The sequence below is a fragment of the Candidatus Accumulibacter phosphatis genome, from assembly GCF_012939955.1.
Classification (GTDB): domain Bacteria; phylum Pseudomonadota; class Gammaproteobacteria; order Burkholderiales; family Rhodocyclaceae; genus Accumulibacter; species Accumulibacter delftensis.
On record NZ_SPMY01000011.1, the window covers coordinates 72,603 to 91,332 of the forward strand.

The following is an 18,730-nucleotide window of genomic DNA, read 5'->3' on the forward strand; positions in this document are numbered from 1 at the left end:
GATGCCGTGGATGCGACCCTCCTTTCGGACACTGCCGACCTGGCAACAGCGAATGCCGAACAGTGGCGGTCCAGTCCAGACTTGGCGCTAGACGCGGTATGGCTGGCAAGGCACAAGCTGCGCCCTGAGGAACTGCTGATTGCCGCATTCGGGCTCGTCGTGGCGCAGATCCACGACGCCGATTTGGTAAACCTTGGCGTCGTCCTCGATGGCTCATCAGGAACGCTGCACTCCTTACAGCTGACCACCTCGCCGTCGCAGGATCTCGTTCAGCTATGTCGCGAAATCGGGCGCCAAACTCGCCGACGCAGCAGCGACCCGGCAGCGGAAGCCTTCGACGCCCGGCTGACCATCACCCACTCGCGCCGGGCTATTCCGGCTGCCGTGCCCGCAGCATCTGGCCTTGCTCTCGAGCTTGTTCTCGATGGACTGCGCGTAAGTGAAATCGCGATTACCTACGACGATCGGATCACTGCGCCAGCGCTGCTGGAGTGGCTCGAGCGCGGATTCCTGCGCGCCATTGCCAGCATTCCGAATTGTTGCGTCAGCAAGGATATCGAGTGGCTCGCTCAGGACGAATACGATCGCATCGTCTATCAGTGGAATGCGACCAGCGCACCCTACGCCTACGAACAGTGCCTCCATTGGCTTTTCGAAGCACAGGCGCGGCGCACACCCGATGCCGTCGCACTGGAGATCGACGGGCAAGCGCTTTCCTACCACGAACTCGAGCGACGTTCGCGTCAGCTGGCCTGCGAGCTGCGTAATCGTGGCGTTGATTGCGACGTGCTCGTACCGCTGTGCGCTGAGCGCTCGCTGGCCATGGTGGTCGGAATTCTCGGGATACTACGCGCCGGTGGCGCCTACGTGCCGATCGATCCACGCTTTCCTGCCGACTACAACGCGCGCGTCGTCGAAGACAGTGCTCCGCGACTGATCGTCACCGAGTCACGATGGCAGGCCCATATGGCGAGCTTCGGGCTGCCGGTGCTGCTGATTGACGAACTTCCCGTAGCCGGCGAGCCGGCATTCTGCATGCGACTCGGGCGGCCAGAGGGGCTTGCCTGCGTGATGCATACATCGGGGTCTACAGGAGTGCCCAAAGGGACTCTCCTCGAACACCGCGCGCTTCTCAACAATCTGTTCTGGTTGCAAGAGCACTGGCCATTGAGTGCTGGCGAGGCGGTACTGCAGAAAACGCCCTTCACATTCGACGTCTCGATCAAGGAGTTCCTCTGGCCGCTTTGCTTTGGTGGGCGACTCGTCCTGGCGCAAGCGGGCAAGCATCTGGACATCCCTTATCTTGGCAAACTCATACAGCAGCACCATGTTGCCGTGGCTCACTTCGTACCATCGATCCTCCAGGCTTTCGTGGCGCTACCGGGCGTTGGCGCCTGTACCAGCCTGCGCTTGGTGATGTGTGGTGCCGAGGTGCTTCCGCCTGAATTGGTCAGCCGCTTTTTCGCCGTGCTCGAGGCCAAGCTTCTCCACCTTTACGGGCCGACCGAGGCAGCCATCTCGGTAACCGGATGGGAATGTGATCCGCGCTCAGAGCCCCTGCGCGCCGTCCCTTTGGGGCGGCCCATGGCCAATGTGCAAATCCACGTGCTCAATCGGGCGCAGCGCCCAGTTCCTCCTGGTGTCAGCGGCGAGCTTTATATTGGTGGCATCGCCCTTGCACGCGGATATTTGCGCCAGCCCGGCCTTACCGAGCAGTGCTTCGTTGTCGACCCGTTCGGCGTTCCGGGGAGTGTTGGCCGTCTCTATCGATCCGGAGACCGCGCCCGCTACACCGCTGACGGTGTCATCGAGTTTCTCGGTCGCTTCGATCAGCAAGTGAAGATCCGTGGCGCCAGAGTCGAGCCAGGAGAGATCGAGAACACGCTGCGCAAGCACCCCGCCCTGGCGCGCGTCGCGGTCACTGTGCGCGCCGACCGCAACGGACAGAAGCGCCTTGTCGCCTACGTAGTCGGCAGGGCTGGTCCGGCTCCCGGCCCCGCCGACCTGCACCAGTTTTGCCGCGCGAAACTCCCGGGTTACATGATGCCCAGTGCTTTCGTGGACCTAGCGCAGCTACCTCTTCTCGCCAACGGCAAGGTCGACTACGGCGCATTGCCGAACCTGACTTAGGCATCAAAGGAGAACGCGTATGCTTGCCACCGAACCGTCAGTAGCGTCTGACTATCGCGCACGCCTAATGCTTGGCGACAGGATCGGCAGAGCCGTTCAGCCACCCGACTGGTTTGCGGAGTCCTACGAGATCTTTCAGGCAATCGTTAGCAATCCCGCGTACCCCTGCCACTTTGGTAGCGCTGCCGAGAGCCGAGGTGAACTCTATTACACGATTGCCGATTCATGCCCCGGACAAACACTGGCGCGAACCTTGCAGAATTTTCTTGCCAGTGCCAGGCTCGCCGCGCGCCAGAGGCGAAACCTGACGATATTCTTTCCCCCCGACGAACGGCCCCTTGGCATTACAGACTACCAGGAGCGATTTTGGTCCACGCTTGAGGCGCTATCCGAAGCCGATCCAAGCCCTTGGCCAGAGCATATTTCGTCGCAGCCCGACAGCCCGGATTGGGAGTTTTGCTTCGCTGGCGAGCCAATCTTCGTTTTTTGCGGTGCCCCTTGCTACCGGCTGCGCTCCAGTCGCAATCTTGGCCCCGGAATGATTATCCTCATGCAACCGCGCAGCTCGTTCTTCGGTATCGAAGGCGACTCGCGCGCTGGAATTGAAGCGCGGAAGAAGACCCGCGAACGGCTGGCGCAATGGGACCAAATGCCGGCGCACCCCGACCTCGGGGTCTACGGCGATGCGGCGAACCGCGAATGGAAGCAATACGCACTGCCTGACAGCAACTCGCGGGTGACCGGCAAGTGTCCCTTTCTCAACACGGGAGCAGGAGGCCTGGGAAACCCTGACGTCCACATGGGTGATACCGCGCCGGTTAATGGCTGCGAAAGCGGCCATTGGTAGACCTTTGGCAGGGGCTATTCTCCAGAACACCCTGCTGGGCGTGATTGACCATTCGCCATGCCTCTCCTGCGTCCACGAGTTGCTGAAACGCCACCGAAAGCCCGCTTTGAGCAAGGCCGGACAAAACACCTCAGAACATCAGCCGCGCCAGCAACAGGCCCGTGGACACGGCGGTAGCGGTGGCCACGAGGCCCGGGATCATGAACGAGGGATTGAGCACGTACTTGCCGATCTTGGTGGTCCCTGACAAGTCGAAGTTGATCGCCGCAATCAGGGAACCATAGGTCGGAATGAAGAAGTCGCCATTGACCGACGGAAACATCGCGATCAGGAATTGCGGTGGAATCCCGAGCACGATCCCCAGCGGCATCAGCGCCCGGGTCGTCGCCGCCTGACTGTAGAGCAGCACCGATGAGAAGAAGAGGCCAAAGGCAAAGGTCCACGGCGCGACTTCCGCCAGATGCCCGATCGCCGGCACGATGACCTCCTTGTTGGCAGCGATGAAGCTGTCACCCAGCCACGCCAGACCGAAAATCCCGATGACCGCCACGACGCCGGCGCGGCGCGTCGCCGTCTTGGGAACTGCGTCGACATTCACCCTGGTCAGCATCAGCATGATCGCCGCGACGGACATCATCACCACTTCGATCACGATCGGCATGCCGATGGCGCCCTTGGCGCCGCACAGCTGTCGCAAGTCGGGGAAGAAGCCCAGCAAGACGACCAGCGCGACACCGCTCAGAAACAGGTAGGCGGAGATTTTGGCTGCTGGCTTGTGCGGCTGTCGATCGGCGGCCGCCTGCGGTGCGGGTATGTCGCCAGCCGCCAGGCGCGCCCGGTACTCGGGATCGTCCTTCAGATCCTTGCCGAGAAACATCGAGACCAGGGCGCCGGCCACGACACCGGTCAGCGTGGCCGGAACGCAAATCATCAAAATCTGCGGCAACCCCCATTGCGTCATCCCCTTTTCGGCGAACAGACCAATCATCGCCGCCGTCGCAGCCGCCACGGGACTGCCGGTGATCGCAGTATAAACGGGCCCAGAAACGATGATCCGCCAATGGTCGGCTCTCCCAAATCGGCGACAGGGAGTTAACGACTAGGCCCGTGTCGACTTCGACGACGGGTTCCCGTCGTGGAAGTGCCTCGGCCAGTGGCAAAGACCAGTCAAGGTCAAACCTAGGTGATGAACGTAACCGACAAGAAAGTTGCTGCGGCCTTATTGGCCTAGTCACTTCCTACTGAGCATGGCGAACAAAGGAGGCCGGGTGCGCGCTTCCGTTGGACTTTCGATAGAGCAGGCAGGAGTGCTAGCAAACGCAGGCGCGCCGCTCTTCTGAACCGCTGGTCCTCTTCGACCACGCGGCCAGGCAGGATTCGCGCGACGCCGGCCGCTAATCAAAACACAGGCAGCACAAGGCTGCTTTCAGCCGGTCAAGCCTGGAGGCGGACTGAATACTGAACCGGTGTCGGCTCGTTCGATCCTCTCATTTGGCGACCGTGTTCGCCGGATGCCGATGCCCCTTGGTCAGGTGTTGCACGATGCCGAGCAGGGACGCACTGGTCAGGCCGAGCATCAGGATGCCATTGAGCGCCTCGAGCGGGCCGAGGAGTTTCCGGTCGGTGCTCATGACCACGTCCCCATAGCCAAGCGACGTAAAATTGACGCCCGAGTGGTAAACCGCCTGATGGAAATCCGCGAACTCTCCGAACCACAAGAACAGGGCGCCCCACAGCATGATCTGCAGAAAATTGCCCAGCATCATGACCACCATCGCCATCAAAAGCCTGCGTGTACCCGTGAGCAGTGCACTGCCGAACCCCGGCTCGTCCGAGTGGCGCACCACGTAACGGACGCTCCAGAGAGAGAACATCACCTGCAGGGCCAGGCACATCATCATCGTCAGCAAGCCGATTGCCAGGTTAATCAGTATCATGCCGAACATCTCCTTCAGCTGTGGTGGAAGAACAGGGCCTCGCTTCTCGACGCGCGCCAGCGCTCGAGCAGCCAGACGGTCGCCCAGGCATAGAGCGCGACGCCGACGAACAGGCAGACACGAACGGCGGACGCCGCGAGCACACCCTTGCCGCTGGCGCTGTCCTCGATCGCCGGCCCGAGCAGGATCAGCATCGTTATCAGCGCGTTGCTCCAGAATGAGGGCGAGAAGGGCGTCGCCTTGACGCGGAAGAGCCGCGCGCCGGCCCACAGGGCGGCCGCCATTATCCACAGCATCAGCATCCACAGGTTCGGCCACAGCGACAGGCCGAACCATACGAGCAGAGCCATCCCCGCCCCCATCAGGGTCGATCCCAGCAGTTCCCGACCGGCGGAACGGGTATCTGTCGAACCGGCCTGCTGGCCCAGAGACACCGTCTTCATGATCGCCGCCAGATAGAACGAGGGGTCGGTGAGGGCCAGAACGAACACTGGCAGCACTACCAGCGTGCCGCGCAGGGCGATCCAGCTTGCCGTCTCACGGCTGGGGCGTGGTGGCTTGGCTGCCTTCGCGGCCGGCTCTTGCGCGTCGGGAAAGAAGGCATGCGAAAAACCGCCGACCAGGCTGCCAACGGCGATGCCAACGGCCAGCGCCACGCTGATCGCGGTGACGAGCGCCTGGTCGGCCACCCCGGCGACCGGGATCAGCGTGAAGGCCACGACCAGAATCATTGTCAGCGGGTTGCCGGTGCGGATACCGAAGAAGAACAGCGCGTAAAGGATGACCCCCGTCAGAAGCACGCCGGCCAGCGCGTAGTTCTCCAGCAAGGGGACCATCAGCACCCCCATCACCAACAGTCCGGCAAACAGCAGGGCGATGACCACGGCCTTGGCCGGCGGGATCGGCGGGCCCGGCTTGCACAGCACCACCATTGCCATCAGGCAGACGATGTACGGAAGCGACAGGGCCAGGCCGTAGGCAATCAGGACGGCCAGACCGAGTCCGACGGCCAAGCGCAGAACCGCCTTGTCAGCCGGAGCGATCATGATCGGCTCAGTAGAGGTAGGAGAGCCAGCTCATCAGGCGGATGTAGGCCGCGCCGAGCGTGTTCATCAGGAAGTTGTCGCCGGTGTAGACCATCACCTCGGCCTGACCGCCGATGCGTACCTTGCCCAGACGCTTTGCCTCCGTCGCATCGAACTCGACAGCCACCGGGAAGCGCTGCGCCTGGCGCAGCCAGTCGCGACTGTTTTCGATCGTCGGCAGCGTTCCCGGCGGCGCCTGCTGGGCGGAGCTGACGCCGCTGCCAACGCTGCGCACGCGGCCTTTCAACACTTCGCCGGGGAGCATATCGAGAACGATTGCCACTTCGTCGCCGGGTTCGAGGTTGCCGAGGTTGTTCTCGGTCATGTCCGCGCTGATCCACAGGTCGCGGATCGCAATCAGCGTCATCACCGGCGCACCTGCCTGTGCGAACTGACCGACTTCGGTGCGCAGATCGGCGACACGGCCGCCGGCGGGGGCGACCACTTTCGTGCGCGCCAGGTCGAGCGCGGCCTTTTCGATCGCCGCGCGCGCGCTGCGCAACTGTGCGTTGTTGTCACCGGCCTCGCCGGCGGCTTCCTGCGCCTTGCGCACGTCGGCTTCGGCAGCCTTTGTCCGGCTGCGCGCCTCGACCCCTGTCGCCTGTGTGACCTCCAGTCGGCGCACCGATATCGCGCCGGGATCCTCGGCGTAGAGCGCCTCGTGCCGCGCCGCGTCCTTTTCGGCCTTGACTTCATTGGCCTGCGCTGCCTGCAGCGAGGCGCGCGCGGCGGCCACGGTCTCCACCGCGGCATTGACTGAACTGCGCACCGATTCGAAGTCCGAGCGGCTGCGTTGCAGCGCGATCCGGTATTGCTCCGGGTCGATGTCGAAGAGCGCTTGCCCGCGCCCCACGTCGTCGTCGTTCCTGACGTGAACCGCGAGCACCTTGCCCGCCACCTCGGCGGCCACCGGCACCACAAAAGCCTGGACGCGGGCCTGCGAGGAGTACGGAGTGACGCGATCGGCGGCAAAATACCAGAGCAGGCTGCCGCCGATCAGCGCCAGCACGACCGTCGCGCCGATACGGCTTGCCTTCCCCGCTTGCGGCGCTTCGCTGGCGGCTACGGTCGACGGGTCCTGGCTGGACGATTCCTGGCTCATCGTGCTTCCCTCTCTGGTGTGATCTGTGGCGGACCGGCATCGGGTGGCGGCAGAGGCACTGCCAGCATCTCCCGCCAGGCGCTGCGCTCGGCCATCGTCTCGCGCGTCGCGTCGTCAACCAGCGGCCGCTTGCGCCCCTGCTGCCAGCCACCGCCCATCGCCTTGTATAGCGTGACCAGGCTCTGTGCAACATTTCCCATGGTGTTGACCTGCCGCTCCTGCTGGCTGAACAGCGCGCGCTGCGAATCGAGTACGCGCTCGAAGCCGGCCATCCCCTCGCGGTACTGGAGGGTGGCGATAGCGAGCGAACGCCGCGCCGCCTTGACCGCCTCCTCGAGCAGGGGCAGCTGGTCGCGGTTGGCGACGAAGCCGGCGGCGGCGTCATCGACTTCGCGCGCCGCCGCGAGCACCGTCCCCTGGTACTGCTCATAGAGTTGCTGGAAGCGAGCGTCCTGGACCAGCACCTCGTTGCTCAGGCGGCCGTGGTCGAAGACGTTCCAGACCAGGCTCGGGCCTATTCCCCAGGCGAGTGTCCGCGGCGAACCGGACAGCGACGTGGCCGAAAGGCCGAGCGATCCCAGCAAGGCAATCGACGGGTAGAGGTCGGCGACGCTGACGCCGATCAGCGCCGACTGCGCCGCCAGTTGCATCTCCGCTGCGCGCACGTCAGGGCGGCGGCGCAGCATCCCTGCGGGCATGTCGGCGACGACCGCGAGCCCGGTCTGCGGGATGCGTTGCCGGCCTGCCGCCATTTCCGGCAGGGGTCCCGGCGAGCGGGCGAGCAGTACGGAGAGCGCGTTTTGCGTCTGGCGCAGGCTGCCCTCCAGTTGCGGGATGGAGGCAAGCGTGCTCAGGTACTGCGACTTCGCCTGCTGCACGTCGAGTTCGGAATCGTTGCCGTGCTTGAACAGCCGTTCAGTGATCTCCAGACTGCGCTTCTGTAGTGCGGCGTTCTCGTGCGCGATCGTCAGGCGCAACTCAAGGGTGCGGATCGCAGCGTATAGAGAGGCGGTCTGCGCTGCCACCAGCACCTGCATGTCGTCGTACTGGGCGATGCTGGCGAAGTAAGCGGCGTCGGCGGCCTCGATGCTGCGCCGGAACTTGCCCCAGAAATCGATTTCCCAGCCGACGCCAAAGCCGATGCTGTACGCCGTCAGCGCGCTGTCCGGCCCGCTGCTGGCCTCGCTTCCCGTGCGCAGTACCGCGCCGGTCACCTGCTGCTGTTGCGGATAGAGCAGGCTGCCGGCGATCGCCAGTTGCGCGCGCGCCTCGAGGATGCGCATGCCGGCTGTGCGCGCGTTCGGGTTGGCGCGCTGCGCCTCGGCGACCAGCGCATCAAGCACCGGGTCGTCGAAGTTGCGCCACCATTCATCGCCCTCCGGCCGCGGACGCTCGCGCTTTTCCGCTACCAGCGTCGCCAGCGAGCCACCCGACCAGCCAGCCAGCGCCGGCACTTCGGGCCGCTTGAAGTCCGGCCCGACCGCCACGCAGCCGCCGAGCAACAGCGCAGCAGCGAGAGCGGGCAGGCGCGGGCCGGTGGCGCCGGCGAAGCACCGCCGCATCGGCTCAGGCGGTGGTGGAGGAGGAATCGGCAGCAGGCCGTGTCGATGTCCGTTCCGGATTGTCAGCCACCCAGCGCATGAAGATCTGGTAGCCCAGCGCCAGCAAGGTCGCGCCGATGAACATGCCGAGGATGCCGGTCGTGGCCATGCCACCGAGTGCGCCGATCAGGATCACCGGCATCGGCGCATCGACGCCGCGGCCGAGCATCAGCGGTTTCAGGACGTTGTCGGCCATGCCGCCGACGAACAGCAGAACGGAGTAGGCGGCGGCGGCAACGGTACCGTAGTCGCCGCTCGTCCAGATCCAGCCGATCACCGGCAGCGTGACGAGCAGTGCTGGCAACTGTGCGATGCCGAGCACGAGGACGACCACGGCCAGCACGCCGGCGAACGGGACGCCGGCGATCATCAGCGCGACGCCGATGATCAGCGCCTGAATACAGGCGATGCCGATGACGCCCGAGGCGACGGCACGCACCGTCGCCGTCGACAGCGTGGTGAACTCCTTGCCGCGGGCCAGCCCGGCGATACGTTCGAAAATCTCCAGCATCGCCTTGGCGCCCGCTTCGCCCCAGGCCATCATGATGCCGGCGACGATGAACGAGAAGATGAACATCAGCAGGCCACCGCCGAGGCCGGCGACCATGCCCAGTGCCTTGCTCGCCAGTTCGCCGATCTTCGGCTGCATGGTCTTGACCAGTGCCGGCAGGTCGGCGTGCGCCTGCGACCAGAACTCATGCACTTTCTCGCCCACCACCGGCCAGGAAGCCACCTTGTCGGACGGCGCCGGCACCTGGATCGTGTTGTCGCGCACGCCGTGGACCACGCCTTGCACCGAGTCGCCGAACTGGCTGGCCAGCATGACGGTCGGCGTGATGATGACCGCGACGGCGAGCAGCACGATGAGCGTCGACGCGAGCCCCTGCTTGCCACCGATCCGTGCGGCGAGCATCTGGTGCAGCGGATAGATCGTGATCGCCAGGATCAGCGCCCACAGCATCATCGACATGAATGGCGAGAAGATTTTGTAGCACAGCAACACCAACGCCAGGACCAGGCCGGCGCGGATAAAGACGTCGAGCAGGCGACGTGACAGACGGTCTTCCAGTTCGTGGTCGGGTTCGCGAGGGGCGGTCATCGGGGATCTCCTTCTATGCGGCGGTGAATGGGGCCGGCAACGGTGCTGGCGGCACGCCACCCCATGTGGCGGCGGCGTGAATGTAGCACACCACAGCGTCGCCACGCATGACATGCCAGCTGACGCTATGAGCTTGATTCATCGGCGAATTCGAAGCGAACGACGAGAACGAAGAGCAACGGGAGCGGCCTGGCGACCTGCCGGAAATGCGGCGAGGATTTGGACGAAGCGAACCTATCGAGCAGAGGAGACGGTCGAAGCGTGCTCTGCAGCTGGCGAGCACGGCATTCGACCGCTACTGTCAATCAATACTTGATGTCCCGCTTCTCCTCGCGGCCATCCTGTTTCGTTTCGCGCTTGTCTTGCCGGCACGCGGCGTTGCTCTGCTGGTTGGTGGCCCGGCAGTCGACCTTCTCCGAGCGCGCGTCCTGTTTGGCTGACTGATTGGTATCGCGACCTTCCTGGCGTTGTTGCGACTGGTCGGTAGCCAGGGCGGCACCGGATAGCGCCAGGAGTCCGACGGCGGTCAGCGTCCCGACGGTGCGGCGCCAGATTCCGATTCTTGATTCGCTCATGTTCACGCTCCTCACTTGTCGACGTTGCCACTGATCAGGTTGTCGAAGGAGAACAGCTCGTCCCATTTTTCCTGGCTCAGCAACTTGCGTTCCTCGACGACGATTTGCTGCAGCGACTTGCCCGTCTCGTAGCCCTCGCGCGCTATTTCAGAGCACTGCTTGTAGCCCAGCGACTGCTTGAGCACGGTAACAATGCCCAGCGAGTTGAGAACCATGTCGCGCGAATGCTCGGCGTTGGCGGTAATCCCGCGCACGCAGTTCACGCGCAGGCTGTTGACTGCATGTTCCATCGTGAAAATGGACGTAAACAGTGCGAAGGTGATCACCGGCTCCATGACGTTGAGCTGCAACTGGCCGGCCGAGGCGGCCAGCGTGACGGTCAGGTCGAGGCCGATGACCAGGAAACTGGTCTGGTTCACAACTTCCGGAATCACCGGATTGACCTTGCCCGGCATGATCGACGAACCGGGCTGCATCTGCGGCAGATTGATCTCGTTGAAGCCGCAGCGCGGCCCCGAGGCGAGCAGGCGGATATCGTTGCAGATCTTGGTCAGCTTCGCCGAAGTGCGCTTGAGCACGCCGGAAAGCTGCACATAGGCGCCGGTGTCGGAAGTCGCCTCGACCAGGTCGCCGGCCAGGATCAGCTTGACGCCGGTGAGGTCCGACAGGCAGCGCGTCACCTGCTCCGGGTAACCGCGCGCGGCGGTCACCGAAGTGCCGATCGCCGTCGCTCCGAGGTTGACCTCGTGCAGCAACTGGCGCACGTCGGCGATGCGGTGCACCTCCTCGCCAATGGTCGTTCCCCAGCCGTGGAATTCCTGTCCGAGCGACATCGGAACGGCATCCTGAAGGTGCGTGCGACCCATTTTCAGGACCCCCTCGAACTCCTTGCCCTTGGCGTGGAAAGCATCCTCCAGGCGGCGCAGCGCATCCATGTAGCTGCTCAGCCGCAGGATCAGCGCCAGCCGGAACGCCGTCGGATAGACGTCGTTGGTCGATTGCCCGCAGTTGACATGATCATTGGGGCTGACGAACTCGTACTCGCCCTTCTTGTGGCCCAGGCTTTCGAGTGCCAGGTTGGCGATCACCTCGTTGGCGTTCATGTTGGTCGAGGTGCCGGCGCCGCCCTGGATGAAGTCGGTCACGAACTGGTCGTCCATGTCGCCAGCGATCAGGCGGTCACAGGCTCCGATGATCGCGTCGGCGATCCTGGCATCGATGACGCCGAGATTGCGGTTGGTCAGCGCCGCCGCCTTCTTCACGTACCCGAACGCCTTCACGAAGAACGGCTCAGCCGACATCGGGATGCCGGTAATGTGGAAGTTGTGCAGGCCGCGCAGCGTCTGCACGCCGTAGTAGGCGTCGTCGGGCAATTCCTTCTCGCCCAGGAAATCCTTTTCGATTCGTGGCATTGCGTTTCCTTTCGCTTGCGTGAGAGGCGACTGCCACAGCAGCTTGACAGCCGTGTTGGAGAAAACCGATCCGGTGCGCCTGCGAAGCCAACCTGCCAGGACACGCCTGCTGCAAGCTTACGCCACATTCCGGCCCGCGAACGCAGCACTCAGCGGAGTCTGCCCGCCACGACCGCCTTTATTCCAGTCACTGGCTGGACAGGCATAACTTTCCGGATCGTTTCCAGCACCTCGCGGCTCTCGGAGAGCGGCATTCTCAGCGTGCGCGAAGCAACCGAGACGAATTCGATGAGGATCGACACGCCGATGATGCCGCCCGCCTTGATGATCTCCTTAACTCGCCATGCTTTCGCTTCGTCGGATGAAAGCAGGTACAACGTACCCTGCCGGGTAGGCAAGAATCGCTTTTGGCTGACGTCTGTCTGCCTGAAGCGGGGCACTGTCGCCGCTGTAGTCAGCCGGGCAGAAAGCTGTCACCATCGTTGCGGACCGTCGCGTCGCAGGCGATGCAGTGACCTTGCAGCCGCTCAGCGGTGTCTCGCCGGCAAGCTTGCATGAAATCACTGAGGGTCCTTGCTAACGATCATGACACTCGAGAGACCCCGGATGATGAAAGTCATGACCGTCCCCCCGGCCCTTCTCCCGCGAGGGGAGAAGGGAGTTTCGTGAGTCGCTTGCGCGACTTTCACATTGACAGTTGAACAGGCTCACGCGCACCGCCTACTTTGACTGACTCGGCGTACGACGACTCTCGTGACCTCAACGACGCGAACCGCCCGTGCGGACCCGCATGCCTGATGATGTCGGACCGCTCGGGCAGGAAACGGGCCGACCCTAGCCCGGTTGCACGTGGCGAATTCTCAGCGACCCTGCAATCGTTGTAATGCCTGCTGAGCAGCCGGGTAATTCTTATCCAATGTCAGGGTCTTTTCGAATGCCACCGCTGCTTCCTGAGGTTTGCCCATTTCCTGTAATACCACGCCCAAGTGATAGAACACCGAAGCAGGCACGTGTTGTAGACGAGTGGCTCGTTGCAAGGACAGCTCGGCGTCCTTTAAATTGCCTCGCGCACGATAAACCCAGGCGAGGGTGTCATGGTAGTCGGCGATATCTGGCGACAGTTGCACCGCCTTTTTGGCCCACACCTCAGCCTGTTCGAGGTTTTTTCCATTTTCTGTTTCCATCCAGGCGAGGTTGTTGTAGGCGGCTGACAGCTTGAGATCAAGCTTGATGGCCGCCAGATAGGATTTCTTGGCCTCCTCGTACTGGCCTAACTGTTGCTGAATAATCCCCTGCTTCAGCCATGCGGTAACCAGGTCGGGCTGAGCAAGAACAGCGGCGGAATAGTCTGCCAGGGCTTTGTCCGGGCTGCGACGTGCTTGCTGAATGTCGCCACGCAATTCCAAAGCGTCGGCCAGTGTCGGCTGGATTGTCAGGGCGCGCTCAAGCAAGATCAGGGCTTCATCCAGTTCCTTCTGTTGCAGGCTCAAACGCGCCAACGCCAGCAGTGGTAGCGGATTAGCTGGCGCCAGACGGGCGGATGTTTCCAAAGCAGCCCGCGCCTTGGTCAAGTCGCCCACACGCATCAGAGTTACCCCATAGGCGTAATTTGCGCCGGCGTGATTTGGGTCAATGTCCAGCACCTGTCCGTACAGGGATAAGGCCGCACTCGGCTTGCCAAGCACTGTGGCATAGAGATCGGCCAGATCCATGCGCGGCCTGATCAGTTTCGGATCCAGTTCAGCCGCTTTTTTCAACGCTTTCTCGGCCTCTGGATACTTCTTCTGCACAGCCAGCAGGCGGCCCAGCGAGGCCTGCGCATTAGCGTTGTCCGGTGCGGCTTTGACGGCCTGTTTGATCAGCTTGGCGGCCAACTCCGGATGCTGTCTCTGGTGGGCAATTTCCGCCAGGCCGAGAAGCGAGTTGGCATGGTCAGGCTGCTTCTTGAGAGCACGATTGAAGGCGAGTTCCGCACCCTCGGTGTCGTTTGCCGCCAGCTTTTTGATGCCTTCCGCATAGTCCTGGTCTGCCGGCGAGGCGGTCTGGTCCGCAGGGAGGGTCAGGCGCGGGGCAGAGCCAAGTGCCTGCGGAGTGGCATTCGCCAGACAGGAAAAAAGCGACGAGACGAGCAGGAGAATCAGCGGCCGAATGAATATCATGATTGAAAGCCCGTAAAAAGAAAAACCCACCGCAGCATCTTACGCCACGGTGGGTTTTCCTTCAACGAGCGCTTACCTGCCTCGCCCGCACTGCTACATTGTCGAGAGTGCTATCGATCAGGCTTTCCGGCGGCGGGAAAATCCCAGACCGGCAAGGCCCAGACCCAACAGCGCAAAAGTGGCTGGTTCAGGAACGTCGCAGGGAGGTTGTCCCGGCAGGCCGCACTCAATAGGTTTACCGCCTACGCCCGCGAAACCGAAGATGAATGTGGGTGCATCATCATCGGCACTGCCTCCGCTATTGCTCTGCCCAAGCGAATACAGCTCAATGCTTTCAGCGGCGATGGCAGCGATGGCTGCGGCTTTTCCGCCCGCGGCACCGTAGAAAATATCAAATTCGTACGTTTCGCCATCGGCGATGGAGCCGAAGTTGAAACGGAAGTAGGCGCCATGGTCCGATGGCCCGAATGCTTCACAGTCCGAGTCATGGCAGCCGTAACCGCTGTCGGAATAGGGCGCGAGCGGATTGGCGGTGTTGAACCCGTTGGCGCCTGATTCCTCGAGCAGCGTGGTAGTGGCGGTTCCCTTGATGGTCACAAATTCACTGAACTCGGTCGGCGGGACGTCCCAGTCCATGACGCGTACGTACTTGACGTCGGAGACCGCAGCACCGGTCGTGTTGGTGATCGTGACGTGATCGCGGAACAATGCGCCCGGCGCATTGGTTGAAGGTTGATAGGCTTGCTTGACGACAAGTCCGGGCAGGCTGGTGAGGCTGGTGGTGGTGGTGACCGTGCTGCCTGTAACAGCGGTTGCAGCGCCGAAGGTCAGGTTGTTGGGCCCAGAATCAGTGGTAACGTTGGCATAGCCGCTATCCGTGCCATTCACCGATACCCCCCAGCCTTCGCAAAAACAGCCGGGCGAGGTGGCGTCACGCCAGTCCGACGCGGTAGCGCTGCCAAACTGATAGGCCAAACCAGTCACACTAGAATTCACAACGATGTTGGGCGTAGTGTTCAGCGAACCATCATCATTGACCCCCAGCGCGACGGCGGCGGTAGCGGCAGAGCCGGTGTTGTAAATGACGGTACCGGCCTGGGCCGCACCGGCGGCGAGAAGCAGCGCGGCAGCAATGGCGCTTGTCTTGAACATGTTTTTCATTTTGGTCTCCAGGGAAGAAAGGTAGAACGGCGATCGACTTTGATTGGGGAGCTACGCCAGATACAAAGCATGATCTGTGCCACATTTATTACTACACAACAAAACAATAACTTAAGAACTTAAGGGAGGTCTTTACGCGGGGGGAGTGTAAAAAAGGTCGACACACTCGCGATCAAGGACAGGGAATTCAAGGGCCTCAACCAGAGCAACCGTGCTCAGCTTTGATTTGGGTCCTTGTCGTTTCGTGAGCGTTGAGGGCGCGGTCAAGGACGGGCAGCCGCCCGGCGAATCGAACCTTGGTAGCGTCAGAAACGCCACTACAATCAATGATTTGTGGCTGGTTGCGATCTTTCGCGCCTCCACCAGCGCGCAAGCGCGTCGCCGCGGCTCTTCCCTGCTTACCGCGTCAGCGCCATGAACAGCTCCGGCAGACGCTCCGGCAGACGCTCGATGTTGTCGATCACCGTATACCGGCGGCCAAAGATGTCCCCGACGTAGTCGTCGGCCTTGCGGTCGAGGTTGATGCAGTAGCTGAAAATGCCTTGCTGGTCGAGTTCCTCGACCGACTTGCGGGCATCCTCGATCAACAGGCGCTCGTCATGGACGTCGACGTCGGCGGGCTGGCCGTCGGTGAGCAGCAGCAGCAGTTTCTTGTCGGCTTTCTGCGCCGCCAGGTAGTGTGCAGCGTGGCGCATGGCGGCGCCCATGCGCGTCGAATAACCGGCCTGCATCGCTGCCAGGCGGGCCTTGACGACATCGCCCCAGCGCTCGCTGTAGCCTTTCAGGTGCAGGTAGCGGACGTCGTGGCGGCTGTCGGAGTGAAAACCGGCGATGGCAAAAGGGTCGCCGAGTTGCTCGATCGACCAGGCGAGCAAGGACACCGCCTCCTGACTCAATTCGAGAATGCTCTGCTCGCCGCCGCTGGCGCCGACCTTGACCTTGTCGGCCAGCGACTGCGAGAGGTCGAGCAGAACCATTACCGCCAGGTTGCGACCGTCTGTGCGGTGGCTCATGTTGATACGCGGGTCGGGGCTGGCGCCGCCCTTGAAGTCGATCAGCGAACGCAGGGCGACATCGAGGTCGAGTTCGCTGCCCTCTTCCTGGTAGCGGATGCGGACCTTGTCCTGCGGCTTGAGGATGTCCAGCAGACGCTTCAGGCGCCGAGCCAGGACGGCGTGTTTTTCAAGCAGGCGATCGATCTTGCTGGCCTCGCCGGCGGGGTGCAGCGATTCGTAGAGGCTGACCCAGTCCGGCCGGTAGCTCTGGCTCTGGTAGTCCCACTCGGGATAGTGGCGCGGCGGCAGGCGATCGACATCGGCGGCGGCTGTCGTCGGACGCTGTTCGTCGAACATTTCCTCGTCGTCGCTGAGTTCGTGGAAGCGCCACAGGTGGCGGTTGTCGTCGCGATAGCCGACCTCGCTGTCGGCGAAATGGATATTGGCCAGCTGGTCGCTCTGGCGGCGGGTGCGGGCGATGTAGGCCAGAGCCAGCTCGGCGATTGCTTCGCTGCCGGATTCGCCCTGGGCCATCGTCTCGTGGAAGTGGCGAACGAACTTCAGCAACTCTGCCTCCTGATAGCCATGTTCGGCATCGAGCAGCGCGCGCGAGAACATGCTCAGGCGATGCCGCAGGCAGGAGGTGGTTTCGGGGTCGCAGGCGCCGGCGCGCGGCGTCGGGTGCAGCGCCAGGAAGATGCGGCGCATGCCGGGGTAGGCGCGCATGACCAGCGTCTCGATGCGGCTGTCTTCGAAAACCTCGATCGCCAGGCGCTGCATCGGGCTGCAGTTGTCGGCGAACATCGGCGTGCTCCAGCGGCGATGGCCGGCAATGTGGGCCAGGGTTGCGCGGTAGCGGTCGATGCCGGAAACGCCGTGCGCATCGTCAAGGACGTCCGGCAGGCGGATGCCCGAAGCGTCGTAATACGGCAGCGGTCGCTGCTGCGGTTCGTCGGGATCGGCCGGATACGGCACCAGTTGCGTGCTGTCGCCCCACAGCCCGCGCAGGTAGAGGTCGAGCAGGCGCTCCTTGTCGACCAGCAGCGTGCCGCGGCGCTCGCGCTGCAGCACGGCGCGGCTGTCCGCCGACTTGAGGCTGAAGTAGTCGCGTTGCCGCTCGGGATGATTCGGGTAGTTGCGGATGCCGTAATCGACCCAGTTGCGCAGCCCGGAGATCGACAACTGATTGAGCAGGGTCGGGGCCTGCGCAAGGAAATCGGGCAGGCCGGGGCTGGCGAAAGTTTGATGAATGCCGTGGATCGAACCTGTGGTGCGCGCGGTGAACTCCTGCGTCAGGTCCAGGTAGCGCTGCAGCTGCTGGCGCGACGGCAGCCGCCGGGCGACGGCGGCCAGGCTCTGCAGGAAGGGGGTTATTGCCTTGGCATTCGGTGATTTCCAGAGCGCATGCATGCTGGCGGTAACCGCCGGCAAGGCCGCTTCGCCGACCAGCTTGGCAATCGGCGGCCACTCCTCGAGGAATGCCAGTAGCGGCTCGACGCCGCGGCCCATGCCGCCGAGGAAGCGCGCCGTATCGAGATAGCCGGCGACGCCTTCGGCCGAGAGGACGGCCAGCGCTTCGCGCATGCAGTCTTCGAAGACTTCGCCGACCTGCGGGAAGCCGCAGGCGAGCTGCTCGCGGTAGCCGCGCAGGCGCTCGTCCCAGGAAGGGGCGGCGGTATCGTCGGGAGGGGTCATTGCCTGAACCTCTACTCGGCAAGCGCACTCAGGTGAAAGTGGCGTCGATCGCGTGGTCCAGCGTGTCGCGAATGTCGCGATCGTCGGTGATCGGGCGCACCAGCGCCATGCGACAGGCATCGACGGGAGCGACACCGCCCTTGATCAGGGTTGCAGCATAGACCAACAGGCGCGTTGAAACCCCTTCGTCGAGGCCGTGCCCCTTGAGGCGCCTTGCCGCGGCGCCGATACTTACCAGCTGCGCAGCGGTCGCTGCGTCGATACCGCTTTCGCTGGCCAGGATGGCGATCTCCAGCGCCGCATCGGGGTAGTCGAACTCGAAAGCAGTGAAACGCTGCTTGGTCGACTGCTTGAGGTCCTTCATCAGGCTCTGGTAGCCGGGGTTGTAGGAGATCACCAGCTGAAAGTCGGCATGCGCGCGCAGCAACTCGCCCTTCTTGTCGAGCGGCAGGGTGCGCCGATGGTCGGTCAGGGGGTGGATGACGACCGTCGTGTCCTGGCGCGCTTCGACGACTTCGTCGAGATAGCAGATGGCACCAATGCGCGCCGCGGTGGTCAGCGGTCCGTCGAGCCAGCGCGTGCCGTTGGCTTCGAGCAGGTAGCGCCCGACCAGGTCGGACGCGGTCATGTCTTCGTTGCAGGCGACGGTGATCAACGGCCGTTCGAGCTTCCAGGCCATGTATTCGATGAAACGCGATTTGCCGCAACCGGTCGGCCCCTTGACCATCACCGGCAGACGCGCCGCGTAAGCCGCTTCGTAGAGCGCGACTTCCCTGCCCTGCGCCTGATAGAAAGGCTCGTCGCGAACCTTGAACTGCTCCTTGTCGGTCATGGCCTGTTCCTGTTCCTGTGGCTATCGCTGTTCTGAAGAAAGCGACACGACGGGCAGGTCTGGGGGTCTGCGCATATTCCCGCGTTAGCCCCTCCTGGCC

Annotated in this window: 15 protein-coding genes; 2 read left to right on the plus strand and 13 right to left on the minus strand. The window is 63.1% G+C overall.

The genetic code is table 11. The annotated features are described in order from the left end of the window. Window positions 1-6 precede the first annotated feature (6 nt). On the plus strand, window positions 7-2,130 hold the full coding sequence (locus E4Q23_RS04210) for a non-ribosomal peptide synthetase (protein WP_169065468.1): 2,124 nt from the start codon (window positions 7-9) through the stop codon (window positions 2,128-2,130). Between the two features lie 67 nt (window positions 2,131-2,197). Then, window positions 2,198-2,977, plus strand: a complete 780-nt coding sequence (locus tag E4Q23_RS04215) for a YqcI/YcgG family protein (protein ID WP_248595242.1) — start codon at window positions 2,198-2,200, stop codon at window positions 2,975-2,977. Between the two features lie 130 nt (window positions 2,978-3,107). Here E4Q23_RS04215 and E4Q23_RS04220 read toward each other — a convergent pair whose 3' ends face one another. The 13 genes from E4Q23_RS04220 to E4Q23_RS04280 all read right to left on the minus strand — a co-directional run bounded on the left by E4Q23_RS04220 (window position 3,108) and on the right by E4Q23_RS04280 (window position 18,630). Then, entirely contained in the window at window positions 3,108-4,031 is a 924-nt protein-coding gene (locus E4Q23_RS04220) for an anaerobic C4-dicarboxylate transporter family protein (protein WP_336511599.1), read from the minus strand. Window positions 4,032-4,464: 433 nt separating this feature from the next. Then, entirely contained in the window at window positions 4,465-4,914 is a 450-nt protein-coding gene (locus E4Q23_RS04225; RefSeq protein ID WP_211203634.1) for a two pore domain potassium channel family protein, read from the minus strand. Between the two features lie 14 nt (window positions 4,915-4,928). Continuing rightward, on the minus strand, window positions 4,929-5,960 hold the full coding sequence (locus tag E4Q23_RS04230; RefSeq protein ID WP_211203635.1) for a DUF2955 domain-containing protein: 1,032 nt from the start codon (window positions 5,958-5,960) through the stop codon (window positions 4,929-4,931). A gap of 7 nt (window positions 5,961-5,967) precedes the next feature. Beyond that, window positions 5,968-7,008 (minus strand): HlyD family secretion protein, encoded by a 1,041-nt coding sequence (locus tag E4Q23_RS04235; RefSeq protein ID WP_336511598.1) that lies wholly within the window; start codon window positions 7,006-7,008, stop codon window positions 5,968-5,970. 89 nt (window positions 7,009-7,097) lie between these two features. Continuing rightward, window positions 7,098-8,663, minus strand: coding sequence for an efflux transporter outer membrane subunit (locus E4Q23_RS04240; RefSeq protein WP_169065472.1), 1,566 nt, complete (start codon window positions 8,661-8,663; stop codon window positions 7,098-7,100). Between the two features lie 4 nt (window positions 8,664-8,667). Next, complete coding sequence (locus tag E4Q23_RS04245) at window positions 8,668-9,801, minus strand: AI-2E family transporter (RefSeq protein WP_169065473.1); 1,134 nt, start codon at window positions 9,799-9,801, stop codon at window positions 8,668-8,670. A gap of 305 nt (window positions 9,802-10,106) precedes the next feature. Then, window positions 10,107-10,376: a hypothetical protein gene (locus E4Q23_RS04250; protein WP_169065474.1), complete on the minus strand. Its 270-nt coding sequence runs from the start codon at window positions 10,374-10,376 to the stop codon at window positions 10,107-10,109. Window positions 10,377-10,387: 11 nt separating this feature from the next. After that, window positions 10,388-11,788, minus strand: coding sequence for an aspartate ammonia-lyase (locus tag E4Q23_RS04255; protein WP_169065475.1), 1,401 nt, complete (start codon window positions 11,786-11,788; stop codon window positions 10,388-10,390). A 149-nt stretch (window positions 11,789-11,937) separates the two neighbouring features. Then, window positions 11,938-12,165 (minus strand): hypothetical protein, encoded by a 228-nt coding sequence (locus tag E4Q23_RS04260; protein ID WP_169065476.1) that lies wholly within the window; start codon window positions 12,163-12,165, stop codon window positions 11,938-11,940. Window positions 12,166-12,648: 483 nt separating this feature from the next. Beyond that, a complete protein-coding gene (locus E4Q23_RS04265) occupies window positions 12,649-13,977 on the minus strand; it encodes a tetratricopeptide repeat protein (RefSeq protein WP_169065477.1) in 1,329 nt (442 codons plus the stop codon). 87 nt (window positions 13,978-14,064) lie between these two features. Beyond that, window positions 14,065-15,108, minus strand: coding sequence for a PEP-CTERM sorting domain-containing protein (locus tag E4Q23_RS23570; protein ID WP_248595234.1), 1,044 nt, complete (start codon window positions 15,106-15,108; stop codon window positions 14,065-14,067). Between the two features lie 398 nt (window positions 15,109-15,506). Continuing rightward, window positions 15,507-17,798 (minus strand): nitric oxide reductase activation protein NorD, encoded by a 2,292-nt coding sequence (locus E4Q23_RS04275; RefSeq protein ID WP_169065478.1) that lies wholly within the window; start codon window positions 17,796-17,798, stop codon window positions 15,507-15,509. Between the two features lie 28 nt (window positions 17,799-17,826). Next, window positions 17,827-18,630, minus strand: a complete 804-nt coding sequence (locus tag E4Q23_RS04280) for a CbbQ/NirQ/NorQ/GpvN family protein (protein ID WP_169065479.1) — start codon at window positions 18,628-18,630, stop codon at window positions 17,827-17,829. Window positions 18,631-18,730: the final 100 nt, after the last annotated feature.

What these genes read in the sequence shown, in the direction of transcription:
- E4Q23_RS04215 (WP_248595242.1), top strand. Translation starts at nt 2,198, where the DNA reads ATGCTTGGCGACAGGATCGGCAGAGCCGTTCAGCCACCCGACTGGTTT.
- E4Q23_RS04225 (WP_211203634.1), bottom strand. Translation starts at nt 4,914, where the DNA reads ATGATACTGATTAACCTGGCAATCGGCTTGCTGACGATGATGATGTGC.
- E4Q23_RS04230 (WP_211203635.1), bottom strand. Translation starts at nt 5,960, where the DNA reads ATGATCGCTCCGGCTGACAAGGCGGTTCTGCGCTTGGCCGTCGGACTC.
- E4Q23_RS04240 (WP_169065472.1), bottom strand. Translation starts at nt 8,663, where the DNA reads ATGCGGCGGTGCTTCGCCGGCGCCACCGGCCCGCGCCTGCCCGCTCTC.
- E4Q23_RS04245 (WP_169065473.1), bottom strand. Translation starts at nt 9,801, where the DNA reads ATGACCGCCCCTCGCGAACCCGACCACGAACTGGAAGACCGTCTGTCA.
- E4Q23_RS04250 (WP_169065474.1), bottom strand. Translation starts at nt 10,376, where the DNA reads ATGAGCGAATCAAGAATCGGAATCTGGCGCCGCACCGTCGGGACGCTG.
- E4Q23_RS04255 (WP_169065475.1), bottom strand. Translation starts at nt 11,788, where the DNA reads ATGCCACGAATCGAAAAGGATTTCCTGGGCGAGAAGGAATTGCCCGAC.
- E4Q23_RS23570 (WP_248595234.1), bottom strand. Translation starts at nt 15,108, where the DNA reads ATGAAAAACATGTTCAAGACAAGCGCCATTGCTGCCGCGCTGCTTCTC.
- E4Q23_RS04275 (WP_169065478.1), bottom strand. Translation starts at nt 17,798, where the DNA reads ATGACCCCTCCCGACGATACCGCCGCCCCTTCCTGGGACGAGCGCCTG.
- E4Q23_RS04280 (WP_169065479.1), bottom strand. Translation starts at nt 18,630, where the DNA reads ATGACCGACAAGGAGCAGTTCAAGGTTCGCGACGAGCCTTTCTATCAG.